Origin of the sequence: Flavihumibacter solisilvae (assembly GCF_000814475.1) — a bacterium.
Lineage (GTDB): Bacteria > Bacteroidota > Bacteroidia > Chitinophagales > Chitinophagaceae > Flavihumibacter > Flavihumibacter solisilvae.
Window position 1 is genome coordinate 1 of record NZ_JSVC01000023.1, and the last position, 12,807, is coordinate 12,807.

Annotated in this window: 11 protein-coding genes; 8 read left to right on the plus strand and 3 right to left on the minus strand. The window is 46.7% G+C overall.

Annotation, left to right across the window (positions count from 1 at the left end; translation table 11 throughout):
• Positions 1-114: 114 nt before the first annotated feature.
• From OI18_RS19145 to OI18_RS19160, 4 genes are all read left to right on the plus strand, one after another.
• Positions 115-1,095 (plus strand): hypothetical protein, encoded by a 981-nt coding sequence (locus OI18_RS19145; protein ID WP_039142765.1) that lies wholly within the window; start codon positions 115-117, stop codon positions 1,093-1,095.
• 56 nt (positions 1,096-1,151) lie between these two features.
• Positions 1,152-2,813, plus strand: coding sequence for an alpha-glucan family phosphorylase (gene glgP / locus OI18_RS19150; protein ID WP_039142766.1), 1,662 nt, complete (start codon positions 1,152-1,154; stop codon positions 2,811-2,813).
• 27 nt (positions 2,814-2,840) lie between these two features.
• Positions 2,841-3,851, plus strand: a complete 1,011-nt coding sequence (locus OI18_RS19155) for a potassium channel family protein (RefSeq protein WP_052273400.1) — start codon at positions 2,841-2,843, stop codon at positions 3,849-3,851.
• Between the two features lie 65 nt (positions 3,852-3,916).
• The gene (locus tag OI18_RS19160) at positions 3,917-4,273 is read left to right on the plus strand and encodes a PKD domain-containing protein (RefSeq protein WP_152616890.1); all 357 of its coding nucleotides are present in this window, start codon (positions 3,917-3,919) and stop codon (positions 4,271-4,273) included.
• Positions 4,274-4,351: 78 nt separating this feature from the next.
• Here OI18_RS19160 and OI18_RS19165 read toward each other — a convergent pair whose 3' ends face one another.
• Complete coding sequence (locus OI18_RS19165) at positions 4,352-5,089, minus strand: BamJ family beta-barrel-assembly machinery protein (RefSeq protein ID WP_039142769.1); 738 nt, start codon at positions 5,087-5,089, stop codon at positions 4,352-4,354.
• Positions 5,090-5,262: 173 nt separating this feature from the next.
• Here OI18_RS19165 and OI18_RS19170 point away from each other — a divergent pair, with 173 nt between their 5' ends.
• Positions 5,263-6,000 (plus strand): DUF4197 domain-containing protein, encoded by a 738-nt coding sequence (locus OI18_RS19170; protein WP_072039052.1) that lies wholly within the window; start codon positions 5,263-5,265, stop codon positions 5,998-6,000.
• A 62-nt stretch (positions 6,001-6,062) separates the two neighbouring features.
• A complete protein-coding gene (locus OI18_RS19175; protein ID WP_039142772.1) occupies positions 6,063-7,304 on the plus strand; it encodes an MFS transporter in 1,242 nt (413 codons plus the stop codon).
• Here OI18_RS19175 and OI18_RS19180 read toward each other — a convergent pair.
• The gene (locus tag OI18_RS19180) at positions 7,284-9,173 is read right to left on the minus strand and encodes an ABC-F family ATP-binding cassette domain-containing protein (protein WP_039142774.1); all 1,890 of its coding nucleotides are present in this window, start codon (positions 9,171-9,173) and stop codon (positions 7,284-7,286) included. The two genes, OI18_RS19175 and OI18_RS19180, sit on opposite strands and share 21 nt — an antisense overlap.
• A gap of 55 nt (positions 9,174-9,228) precedes the next feature.
• Between OI18_RS19180 and OI18_RS19185 the strand changes: the two genes are divergently transcribed.
• Both OI18_RS19185 and OI18_RS19190 read left to right on the plus strand, forming a co-directional pair.
• Positions 9,229-10,284: a DUF4421 domain-containing protein gene (locus tag OI18_RS19185; protein WP_082038053.1), complete on the plus strand. Its 1,056-nt coding sequence runs from the start codon at positions 9,229-9,231 to the stop codon at positions 10,282-10,284.
• A 4-nt stretch (positions 10,285-10,288) separates the two neighbouring features.
• Complete coding sequence (locus tag OI18_RS19190) at positions 10,289-11,692, plus strand: serine hydrolase domain-containing protein (RefSeq protein WP_039142776.1); 1,404 nt, start codon at positions 10,289-10,291, stop codon at positions 11,690-11,692.
• A 3-nt stretch (positions 11,693-11,695) separates the two neighbouring features.
• Here OI18_RS19190 and OI18_RS19195 read toward each other — a convergent pair whose 3' ends face one another.
• Positions 11,696-12,778 (minus strand): lactonase family protein, encoded by a 1,083-nt coding sequence (locus OI18_RS19195; protein WP_240312802.1) that lies wholly within the window; start codon positions 12,776-12,778, stop codon positions 11,696-11,698.
• Between the last annotated feature and the right edge of the window lie 29 nt (positions 12,779-12,807).

Below are 12,807 nucleotides of genomic sequence, written 5' to 3' on the forward strand. Positions count from 1 at the left end.
AATATTTCAATTGACCTAAATATAAATTTAGGCAAATCTAAAAAATTTAATCGGTTCAAAAAAGGCAACAAAATGTAAAAGATTTATTTTAGCGATTCACGGAAAACACCGGATATGTCCCGACTGAGTTGGATCACTGCTTTTATATTGACTATCTTTTTATTTGCCTGCAAGGAAAAGAAAAAACAATTGCTCGATAATGAACCGGTTGAAGTGTCTGATTTCATCGAATTTTTCCCGGAAATAAAGCTTCCTCTCCAGTTGGCAGACACCAGCCTTATGAAGCGTTCGCCCGACTCACTGCGAATCGGTAATAAGATTTTTTCACAGTTTATTCCGGACAGTGTATTGCGGCCTTTCTTTGGCAAGACAGGCAAGCCGCTGTTATATCCCATCGGCCGTAATGAAGTGGAAAAAAATGAAACTTACCTCTTCATTAAGGCAGTACAGGGTAATAAGCGCGCTGCTTATATCGCGGTGTTCGATGATGAGAAATTTGTTACAGCCATGCCTTTGCTCTCTGTCACAGGCACACCCAAACAAAGTGATCAGACTGTCGCGAATATGGATAGCCGCTATACCATAACAATCCTGCGGCAACAAACTACCAGTGATGGAATGGTCGTTTACAATAAAAAAGTGTTTGTATACAATACGGAAGGCGTATTTACGCTAATACTTACCGAGTCGAATGACCAGACTGCCGCCTCGGCCAGCATTATCAACCCGATAGACACGCTGGCTGCGACACACAAACTGTCAGGCGACTACCGGCAAAACAATAAGAATTTTATCTCGGTACGTGATGGGAGAAGTCCCGCCCACCTGCTCTTCTTCATACATTTTGAAAAGAATAACGGCGAATGTAAAGGAGAATTGAAAGGAGAGGCGAAGATGACCGGTACCAGTACCGCAAGGTTTAATGATAATAATGGTTCCTGCGCGATCGATTTCAGCTTCTCCGGGAATACGGTGCGTATTAAAGAAGTGGAAGGTTGCGGGTCATACCGTGACATCAAATGCTTCTTTGAAGGCGCATATACCAGGAAGAAAAAAACGCCGCCTGCAAAGAAGAAAAAGACAGGAAAGAGCTAATCCAAATTATCAACTATATTGCGTACCCGATACACGTTTGAAATATTATAACAACTATGAGTTTCAGAAATTACAAGGTGCCATACAGTAGCGAAGACAGGTATTCCCGGAAGGTGGCTTATTTCTCCATGGAGTTTGCTGTACACCAGCCATTGAAAATCTATAGCGGTGGTTTGGGTTTTTTATCCGGATCACATCTTCGCAGTGCATACGAGTTGCGGCAGAACCTTGTTGGTATCGGCCTCTTATGGAAGTACGGGTACTACGACCAGGCAAGGAACCAGGACCAGACCCTGCAGGTGAACTGGATGGAAAAGCAATATAGCTTCCTCGAAGACACCGGTATTAAATTCCAGATCTCAATTCATGATCACCCGGTGTGGGTCAAAGCATTTTATCTTAACCCGGAGACCTTCCATTCTGCCCCGTTGTTCCTGCTTAGTACAGATTTACCGGAAAATGATTACGTTTCGCAAACAATTACCCACCGCCTGTATGATGCAAACGTTGCTACCAAAGTGGCACAGTTCATTTTGCTGGGAGTTGGCGGAGCGAAGCTGCTCGACGAACTCGGGTTTTCACCGGAAGTGTATCACCTGAACGAGGCACACGGCATCAGTGCAGGCTTTTACCTGTACCGCAAGTTTGGTAACAACCTGGCCGAGGTGAAAAAGCGACTGGTATTCACAACGCATACTCCCGAGGAGGCCGGCAATGAAAAACATGATATTTACCTCTGCCATAAAATGAGTTATTTCTGCGGACTGACTCTCGACGAAGTGCGCAACCTGACCGGGATCCAGGACGATCAGTTCAATCATTCACTGGTAGCGCTGCGGTTCGCACGTATTGCTAATGGTGTTTCCCAGCTGCATGGCCATGTCTCAAGGTCGATGTGGGAAAAGTACAGCGGCATTTGCCCCATACTATCGATCACGAATGCCCAGAACTGGAGGTATTGGGCTGATAAGCAGTTGTATCGTTATATGGAAGAAGGAAATGACGTAATGTGGGATGACCGCAAGCAATACCTGAAACGCAGGGCCTTTGAGCTGGTTGCGGACCAGACAGGCAAGTTATATGATCCCAAAGTGTTCACTATAGTATGGGCAAGGAGGTTTGCTGGTTACAAACGTGCTGACCTGATCACCCGTGACAACGCCAGGTTTTCCGCGTTAATGGCAAGTAAAAAATACCCCGTGCAGATCATTTGGGCAGGAAAGCCTTACCCGATGGACTACCCGGCGATCAATGACTTTAATCACCTTGTACATATGAGCAAGGGATATAAAAATATGGCAGTACTTATCGGGTACGAACTCGGCCTCTCAAAACGCCTTAAGCAGTCAGCCGACCTTTGGCTGAACAACCCCCGGGTACCCCGGGAGGCATCAGGCACCAGCGGTATGACCGCTGCCATGAACGGCGCAGCCAATTTCAGCACGGATGATGGCTGGGTACCCGAGTTTGTCAATCACGGTAACAATGGTTTTGTGATTGAGAAGGCAGATTACGCCCGGATGAATACACAGGAGCAGGATGAATATGACCTGAACATGCTGTATAAACTCCTTGAAGAACAGGTATTGCCATTGTACTACGACAATCATGATACATGGCGCCAGGTAGTTAAAAACGGGATGCGTGACGTACGGTACCAGTTCGAAAGTAACCGGATGGCACACGAGTATTACGACCTCTTGTATAACGCTTCGTGATAGCATATCTTTAGTAAAAATCTGCCGTTGCAAACCAGGGCCTGGGAATTGCTTCAACCTTTCTTACTGCTGTTGGCGGTTGCAACTGTCGGCGTTACCGGTTATATGCTGGTGGAGAATTTCCGCTTTGTCGAGGCGCTGTATATGACGGTGATCACCATCACGACAGCCGGCTTCACAGAAGTGCGGCCCTTAACTGACAATGGCAGAATTTTCACGATCTGTATGCTGGTGCTGAGCTGGATTTCCCTTGCCTGGGCGATCACCCGCATCATACAGTACATTATCAACGGAGAAATAAACAAGTACTTTAAAGCCCGACGAATCATGACAGGCATTGACCAGTTGGATAAGCACGTGATCATCTGTGGTTTCGGAAGAAATGGACAGCAGGCTGCCCAGACCCTCAGGTATCACAATAAGTCTTATGTCGTTATTGAAAACCGGCCGGAAGTCCTGGAGAAAGTGATACGCGAACAGCCGGGGCTGTTGTACCTGGAAGGAAATGCAACTGATGATGATATACTCAGGAAGGCAGGCATCCAACGTGCCCATGCGCTCATCAGCAGCCTGCCGGCAGATGCGGACAATGTCTTTATCGTATTATCCGCCCGGTCGTTGAACAGTAGTATCCGGATCATCAGCAGGGCTTCCGAAAGCAGTGCTGCACCGAAGCTCAAGAAAGCCGGCGCCGACCATGTGATCATGCCCGACAGGATCGGTGGAACCCATATGGCTACATTAGTATCCAAACCGGATGTAATTGAATTCATCGATTTCCTGAGTGGCGAGGAAGGGGAGGCGATCCATATGGAATCCGTTGACTATCTCCAGATCCCGGAGCAGATCCGCGATCACAGCCTTAAAGAGATCATGGAGTGGAAAAAAACGGGAGTTAACTGTATTGGCGTCCGTAACAAGGAGGGAAAATTCCTGATTAATCCTCCCGAAGATACATTCATCCGGCTGGGAATGAAGGTGTTTGTCCTGGGTACCCGGGCACAGATTGAAGCCATGAAAGGGAATATTGGGAAATAATTTATTTATTCTGGCATAATAATAGTGAAGAGGTGGGCGTTGTGTTAATGAATAAAAATCCATCTATGAAAGCAATCCTTTTGGTAGCGTATGTGATGACCTCGTTTGCATTTGCCCAGCAACAGGATCCGGTGAAGGGAGTAAAGAATCTGCCACCCCAGGCAAATGCCGGAACCGATTTAGTTTTTTCTTCCACTGATATAGTACAATTGGATGGTACCGCTTCACGTGAACCGGATGGAATTATTTCCCGGTATCATTGGCTGCAGCTTTCCGGTACTCCCGTTAGCATCGCAAACCAGAATGCGGCGATATCAGGTGTTAGTAATATCAAGCCGGGAGAATATAAATTTTTGTTAACCGTTACTGATGAAAAAGGCAGCATTGCCACAGACGAGTTGAAAGTAACTATCCGGGAATAATGTTGATCGTACCCCCGTATCGGGAAAAACAAAATGCAACCTGTGAAGGTTGCATTTTTATTTTCAGTAATCGGTTCTTTATTGCGAAACGATTTCCAGTAACTCTACATCAAACACAAGCGTTGAGCCCGGAGTGATATGTGCGCCGGCCTGCTGATCACCGTACGCGAGATCTGCCGGAATAAATAACTTCCATTTGCTTCCCACGGGCATAAGCTGCAGTGCTTCTATCCATCCTTTGATCACTCCGTTTACGGGGAAGTCAATAGGCTGGCCCCTGTCGACCGAGCTGTCGAAAATTGTACCATCGATCAGGGTTCCATGGTAATGGCATTTTACCTTATCGGTAAGTTTAGGTGTCGGACCTGAACCTTCTTTAACGATTAGGTACTGCAAACCGCTGGGCAGTGTTACCACCCCTGGTTTTGTTTTATTGGCTGCCAGAAATGCTTCGCCCGCCTGGCGTGCTGCGGCAGCTTTTTCTTTCTTCAATTGCTGGAGGTAATTTGTAATACTCATATTCATCTGTTCTTCGGTGAGCAATGTTTTCTTTCCCTTCATGGCATCGTTCAATGCCCGTGATACGAGAGCCGTATTGATATTTGTTATGCCTTGTTCGCGGTAAAATGTGGCAAGGCTCATGCCAACTGCATAACTAACCGAGTCAATAGTGTTTTTAAGGGCTGGAGCCGTGCCGGTTTGTTTCGCAGCAGGTTTCGCAGCAGGTTTTACGGCAGGCTTTGCAGCCGCTTTAACCTGCGCATTTCCGGTTGTGGCCGCCAGGAATAGTACGGAAGTTATCAGGGGTTTGTACATAGAGTAGTTTTGTTCGGCCGAAATTAATACAATCCGCCAATTAAACCATTTAAAGCTTTGGTAGTCAAACTGCAAACGATTTTAACACAAAAACTCATTTTATAACTATCGGGCAATGAATGGAATACTATTATTTTGCCTTTGATCGTTTCACCTTTAAACAAATATTCCCTATGCTAAAACTATTGATCACTGCGGGTTCGATCTTCATGATAACCGGGTGTACTGCTCAATCAGAAAATTCCGGTTCGCTGATCAAAAAAGCCGGAAGTATACTTGGCCAGGCTAAAAGTGGCTCCCAGGGTTCCCTCAGTAACGAAGATATCATTGCCGGTCTTAAAGAAGCGCTCGTTGTAGGAACCAATAAGAGTGCAGAAAAATTATCCGCCGCTGATGGATTTTTTAAAGATGCAGCAGTGAAAGTGCTGATGCCGGAGGAAGCAAAGAAAGTGGAGCAAAAGCTTCGTCAGCTCGGTATGGGGAAACTCGTTGATGATGCCATCCTGAGTATGAACCGTGCAGCAGAAGACGCTTCCAAATCAGCTGCACCGATCTTTGTCAATGCCGTAAAGCAAATGTCAGTTCAGGACGCGCTGGGTATCCTGAAAGGCGCAGATACTGCTGCCACTGGTTACCTGAGAAAATCAACATCACCGCAACTGGTGGCTTCGTTTCGCCCTGTAATTGAAGAAGCATTACAAAAAACAGGTGCGACCCGTTACTGGAAAGAAATTTTCGACACCTACAATAAGTTTACACTGAAACCCGTAAACCCTGATCTTTCAGGATTTGTAACCGGCAAAGCGATCGATGGGATCTTCTATTATGTAGCTGATGAAGAAAAGAAGATCAGGTCCAATCCCGCAGCCAGGGTAACAGACATACTTAAGAAAGTATTTGGTGGTTCATAAACCGTTAAATTTTTTGAACGGTTCTTAACACGATGCGGCACAGATTAGATTTGTGCCGCATTATGTTTACAAAGACTTTATCTGCTTACCGGGATGCCTATTCGGGCTTATCAAGAGAGACGTGGTTACTGTCATTGATCATGCTGATCAACAGGAGTGGTACCATGGTCGTTCCTTTTCTTACGCTGTATATGACAAGTCCCGGTATGGGATATTCGATCGGCCAGGCTGGCTTTGTATTTGGCTGCTTTGGAGCTGGTGCGTTTACCGGAGCATATTTCGGTGGAAAACTAACAGACAGGATCGGATTCTTCAAGGTACAGATGATCACATTGCTTGGCGGGGCAATCTTATTCTGGATCCTTGGACAAATGAAAAGCCTTCCGCTCATTTGTATATTCACATTCCTTCTCAGTTTTGTGAACGAAGCATTCCGTCCCGCCAATTCAACTGCGATTGCCTATTATGGTACACCGGAGAACCGGACGAGATCCTATTCATTGAACAGGCTTGCTGTAAACCTGGGCTGGGCTGTCGGTAGCGGATTGGGTGGACTCATCGCACGCGTTAGCTACGAATGGTTATTCTGGATCGACGGATTCTCGAACCTGTTCGCTGCAATACTCATGTGGAAGTTTTTGCGGGATGCCGGGGCGAAAGCAAATGGACACTCAAAAGAAAAACAAGTTGCCGGCAAAGAACATTCGGCTTACCGCGACGGCACATATCTTTTTTTCATTTTGTTGGTTACCCTTTTTGCCGCCTGTTTCTTTCAGTTGTTTACTAACGTCTCTGTTTATATGAGACAGGTACTTAATTTTTCCGAGCCGCTGATTGGAATGCTGATGGCCCTGAACGGACTTTTGATTGTAATGATTGAGATGGTCGTCATCTACAGGATTGAAAGCAAGGGGAACCAGATGGCCTACATAGCAGCCGGGGTTGCACTGGTTGCATTATTTTACCTGTTCCTTGGACTGGGGCCCGTGGGGCCGGGCATAGCTGTGCTGTTAATCACGCTCATTACCTTCGGTGAAATTCTTGCGATGCCATTCATGAATAGTTTCTGGATCGCAAGAAGCCGTGAACACAACAGGGGCCAGTACGCGGCATTGTATACCATGGCCTGGTCAGCGGCTCAAACCCTGGGTCCAATGTTATCTGCCCAACTTGCACAAAGCGAAGGCTTTCGATTCACCTGGTTCGTAGTTGGAAGTGCATGTATGCTTGCAGCATTTGTTTTCTGGCAAATGAAAATAAGAACAGAATCATCAGCAGGGCGATCAGCCGGCGAGTTCACTTAATTCGAGCCAGCGCATTTCCTTTAATTCGAGCTCTTCGGATACCCTGCCGATTCTTTCAGAAACCAATTGGAGCCGTGCATAGTCGAGTTGTCCTGCAGCCAGTTCATTATTCAGTTCAGTCTTTTCTTTTTCAAGCGCAGCAATATCTGTTTCCAGTCCTTCGAACTCCCGCTTTTCCTTGAAAGACATTTTCTTTTTAGGCGCATTGTCCGTAGTCCTTATCTCAGATTCCCTTACCTGCACTTCAACTGCCGGTTTTATTTCGTCGATTGCTTCCTGGTCTTTTTGCCAGGTCCGGTACTGGCTGTAATTCCCTGGGAAATCACGAACGAACCCATTGCCTTCAAAGACAAATAAGTGATCCACCAGCCTGTCCATAAAATACCGGTCATGTGATACGATCAAAAGGCATCCCTGGTATTCACTGAGAAAATTTTCGAGTACGGAAAGCGTAGGCAGATCGAGGTCATTGGTAGGTTCATCCAATATGAGAAAATTGGGATTACGGAATAACATCGTAAGCAACAGCAACCTTTTCTTTTCACCTCCACTTAGCTTGCTGATGTAACTGTACTGCTGGTCCGGACTGAAAAGAAACAATTGGAGAAATTGCGCCGCGCTCAGGCTTCCACCGCCCGCAAGGGGAAAACTTTCCGCAAATTGTTTCACATATTCGATCACCCGCATGTCTTCCTTCCACTGCAGACCCTGTTGCGAGTAATAACCAAATACTATCGTCTCCCCAATATTTACTTTGCCACTGTCAGGCATTTCAATACCCTGCAACATGTTCAGGAAGGTCGATTTACCCACGCCGTTTTTGCCGATCACTCCAATCCTTTCTCCCTTCTTGAAAGTGTAATCGAATCCCCTGAGAATGATCTTTTCTTCATATTGTTTATTCAGCTTTTTCAGCTCGATGACTTTTCCCCCGAGACGGCTCATTTTCATCTGTAACTGAAGCTGCTGTTCTTCAAGCCGCTGTTTGGCCTTGGCTTCTACTTCATAAAAGTTATCAATCCGGCTTTTCGATTTTGTAGTGCGTGCTTTAGGTTGTTTGCGCATCCATTCCAGCTCCTTGCGATACAGGTTCCTGGCTTTGTCAATTGTTGAGGATTGCTGTTCAGCCCTTGCTGCTTTTCTTTCCATAAAGGATTCGTAATCTCCCTTATAAGCAAAAAGATCATTGCCATCGAGTTCCCAGATCTCTTCGCAAACTGCGTCCAGGAAATAACGATCGTGTGTAACCAGTAACAGGGTTACCTTTTCCTGGTTCAGGTAATGCTCAAGCCATTCAACAGTCTGGACATCCAGGTGGTTAGTTGGCTCATCCATAATTAAAAGGGTATGCTTATGTTCAAACCCGATATCGATCAGGGTCCGGGCAAGCGCTACTCTTTTTCGCTGGCCGCCAGATAAAGTGCCGACAGGCTGCGAAAGCTGGTGAATATTCAGTTTACCAAGGATCTGCTTCACCTTTGCATCGAAATCCCAACCGCCGGTCTCATCCATTCTCACAATGGCATTACTCAGCTCGGTTTCGTCTTCCGACTCGCTGGCAGCCTCAAACGCCTTGATCGCATTCAATATGGGATGATCATGATGAAAGATGTTATTGAGAACCGAAAGTTCGTCTACAAATCGGGGTTCCTGGTCAAACAAAGCAACTGTGACTTCCTTATTGATCCATACTTTGCCTTCGTCAGGCGTTTCCTGTCCGGAGAGAATTTTCAACAGTGTGGATTTACCTGAACCATTTCTTGCCACAAGTGCGATCTTGTCGCCTTCCTCAATATGAAATGAGATTCCGGAAAATAGTGGTTTAACGCCATAGCTCTTGGCCAGTCCTTCAACAGAAACGTAATGCATTCCGCAAAGATAGGTACGGTATTTACATATAATTCCTGCAAATTTGTGCCTCTGCATGACATTTATCCGCCATATATCTCTTCATTGTTACCTGGCATTACTGGGAACAATGTTCTCATACGTACTGGCAGCCCAGGAAGGTAACCTCGCAAAAGCGTTAACTGAAGTTGATTCCAACTACATTCATACAGCTGATGATTTTATTACGGGCCGATTTTATTTTTCGCAGAAGTACACTTCAATAGTTCTTGAAGGCAGGAAAGAAATCCAGGACCTGAGATACCGTCCGAACACAACCCTGAACATGGGCATCGGTATTACTTACCGGGCATTCAGTCTTAACCTGGCATATGGATTCCAGTTTCTCAACCGTGACAAGGAAAAAGGTAAGACGCGTTATCTCGACCTTCAAACCCATTTGTATCCGCGCAACTGGACAATTGATTTTTTCGGCCAGTTGTATAAAGGATATTTTCTTTTTCCCAAAGGCCTGGGGAATAACGATCCTAAAAATTATTACCTGCGACCGGACGTCGGAGTGTCATTATTTGGAATAGCACTTTATAATCTTATCAACGGCTCCAGGTTTTCGTACCGCGCCGCGATGCTGCAGAGTGAGTGGCAAAAAAAATCTGCCGGTACCTGGCTTGTCGGCGGGGAAATCTATGCCGGCTCTTTTTCCGGCGACAGCGTCCTCGTTCCGTCATTGCTGAAAGAAAAATATGAACAGGTTGATGTACAAAAGGTCAGGTTCCTGGAAGTGGGACCTGGTGGCGGTTACGCATATACACTGGTATTTAAGGAGAATTTTTTTATTATGGGTTCCGCAACCCTGAATCTCGATATCGGCTTGTCACGCGAGTTTATTCATGGTGAAACCCACGACAAGATCAGCGTCAGCCCAAATCTTATTTACCGTGCAGTGATCGGTTATAACAGCAAGGTCTGGAACCTGAATGTGTCGCTGGTCGGGAACAGGATTGCGGTCAGGGGTGCCAGCACAAACCAGGACTATCTTTTCAATACCGGCAACTACAGGCTTACGTTTGCACGGAAATTCCTTGTCGGACCGGCACTGAAGAAGAAATTAAGATGGATAGAAAAATTCTGATCATATGAGCCCCGTGAATTTCAGGCTGATCAAAAGGATCACTTATCTTTTACTTCTTGCCCTGCTCGCTTTTGGAGTCCGCTATGCGTGGCTATCCCTCCCCATAATCACAGGATACAGTGCAAAGATGGCCTGCTCCTGTATGTACCTCAGTGGTCGCCCGATTGATGCCGTCGAAAAGCAGGAGCTGGGCAGCTTTCCACTAAGGCTCGCGTCCCTAACTGCAGATCCGGGCGACAGTTCAGTAACGGCAACGGTCGCAGGACTCGCCCGGAAAAAGGCCATTTACCGCCAGGGCCTGGGTTGCACTTTGATAAATGGGACAAGTGAAGCCGAGGTCAGGAAACAGAAGGGCGCACCCGGTCAAATGTTGTTACAGGATCCGGACACAATTCCCTGGCCCAATGGTGATCTCCTGCCACTGGAACCTGTGAAAGGCATCAACCAGGCCTTGCTGCATCATGCCATGCAGGTGGCCTTCCGTGAAACAGATCCTGACAGGCCATTGCGGACAAGGGCAGTAGTGGTGCTCTATGAAGGACAGCTCATCGCAGAACAATATGCACCCGGGTTTGACCGCCATACCCCAATGCTGAGCTGGTCAATGGCAAAAAGTGTAACATCTGCCCTTACAGGCATACTCGTGGGGAAACACAAACTTGACCCGAAAGCTTCACCGCCGGTGCAAGCCTGGATTTCTGCTACTGATGGTCATCAGCACATCCACCTTGAACACCTTCTGCAGCAAACAACAGGTCTCGACTTTGAAGAAAATTATTCCAGGTCCACAGATGCCACCAATATGCTTTTCAAACAGGGAGATATGGGAAATTTTGCAGCAGCCAGGCCAATGAAAGACGAACCTGGAAGGGTGTTTTACTATACCAGCGGTAATACTAATATCCTTTCAAGGGTTATCCGCACAGCTGTGGGTGATTCTGCTTACCTGGCATTTCCTGCAAAGGAGCTGTTCCAGCCACTGGGAATGCACAGTGCCGTGCTGGAAGCCGATGCTTCAGGGACTTTTGTCGGATCATCTTACATGTTTGCAGATGCACGGGACTGGGCCCGTTTTGGTTTGTTGTACGCAAATGACGGAGTTTGGAACGGCCAGCGGATCCTTCCTGAAGGATGGGTGAACGCCACCATAAAACCCGCACCAGCGGCGCCATTGGGAGAATATGGTTACCAGTTCTGGCTGAATGCGGGACAGGCTGGCAATCCGGCAAACCGGAAATTTCCGGCACTGCCTCCCGACATGTATTATGCTGATGGTTATGAAGGACAATATGTGTTTATCATTCCCTCAAAAAAACTTGTGGTGGTCAGACTGGGACAGACTCCCGGACCCTGGTTCGACGTAACTGCGTTTCTGCAGGGGATCATTGAATCACTGCCGGCAGATTAACTATTAACGAACAGGATACAATTGCAGGCAGACCGGGTTGCCAACATGAATTATGTTCTCTGTGTTGGCAAGCTTACCTGTCTCGGGGTTCTTGCGGAAGATCCTGATGTCATCAGTTTCCTGGTTTGCCACCAGAAGATATTTCCCTTCAGGGCTCAGGGTAAAGTTTCTCGGCTTTTTGCCAATTACATCCTGGGAACCTTCATATTTAAGATTTCCATTTTTCTGATCTATTGAGAAAATGGCTATGTCATTTGCCGCGTAACGGTTTGAAGCATAAAGGAACCTGCCATCAGCTGATACGTGAATGTCTGCGCTTCCCCTGTCGCCCTTATAACCGGGAGCATGTGCGTCTATACTGTTAGTACGTTTCAGGGTTCCGTTCTTATATTGCCAGCTGCTGACATTGCCGGACATTTCTTCAATAAGATACAACCACCTGCCATTGGGATGAAAGGAGAGGTGCCGTGGACCGCTACCGGGTACAGCCTCTGCAAACGACTGCTTCGCAGCTTTCAACGGCTTTTCCTTCGCTGATTCATCGAATGAATAAATCATAATACGGTCTAATCCCAGGTCGGATACGAGCAGGAATTTATTATCCGGGGTGAAAACAGTTGAATGCACATGCGGACCTTCCTGGCGGGAACGATCTTTTCCTGAGCCGGCATGCCTGATCTCCTGGTAATTGTCACTGAGACTTCCATCACTGTTAATGGCGTACGCTACAAAGTTTCCGGAACCATAATTTCCTGCTATTACCCATTTGCGGTTTGGAGATACTGTGATATAACAGGGATAATCACCAAAAGAAGTGCGGGTGTTGAGCAGCGTCAGTTTTCCAGATTGTTTATCAAATGAAAATGCGCTGATTGAGCCGGGAGTGTTGCCGCCGGTTTCGGAAACAGCATACACAAAATTTCCATCGTGTGAAACAGCGAGATAGGAGGGTTGGCTGATACGCGCTGAATCCAGCGGAGTGGCTGAACCATCTGCTGCATTAAATCGGAAGACATAAATTCCTTCACTACTGCCTGTGGTATAGGTGCCGGTGAAAAGGAAATATTCCTGTGCTGAAGCTGTCATTGTGATGACGATTAGCGTGAATAAACAGA

Excerpts from the sequence above, each read along its gene's own strand:
- OI18_RS19145 (WP_039142765.1), top strand. The coding sequence starts at position 115 with ATGTCCCGACTGAGTTGGATCACTGCTTTTATATTGACTATCTTTTTA.
- glgP (WP_039142766.1), top strand. The coding sequence starts at position 1,152 with ATGAGTTTCAGAAATTACAAGGTGCCATACAGTAGCGAAGACAGGTAT.
- OI18_RS19160 (WP_152616890.1), top strand. The coding sequence starts at position 3,917 with ATGAAAGCAATCCTTTTGGTAGCGTATGTGATGACCTCGTTTGCATTT.
- OI18_RS19165 (WP_039142769.1), bottom strand. The coding sequence starts at position 5,089 with ATGTACAAACCCCTGATAACTTCCGTACTATTCCTGGCGGCCACAACC.
- OI18_RS19170 (WP_072039052.1), top strand. The coding sequence starts at position 5,263 with ATGCTAAAACTATTGATCACTGCGGGTTCGATCTTCATGATAACCGGG.
- OI18_RS19175 (WP_039142772.1), top strand. The coding sequence starts at position 6,063 with ATGTTTACAAAGACTTTATCTGCTTACCGGGATGCCTATTCGGGCTTA.
- OI18_RS19180 (WP_039142774.1), bottom strand. The coding sequence starts at position 9,173 with ATGCATTACGTTTCTGTTGAAGGACTGGCCAAGAGCTATGGCGTTAAA.
- OI18_RS19185 (WP_082038053.1), top strand. The coding sequence starts at position 9,229 with ATGACATTTATCCGCCATATATCTCTTCATTGTTACCTGGCATTACTG.
- OI18_RS19190 (WP_039142776.1), top strand. The coding sequence starts at position 10,289 with ATGAGCCCCGTGAATTTCAGGCTGATCAAAAGGATCACTTATCTTTTA.
- OI18_RS19195 (WP_240312802.1), bottom strand. The coding sequence starts at position 12,778 with ATGACAGCTTCAGCACAGGAATATTTCCTTTTCACCGGCACCTATACC.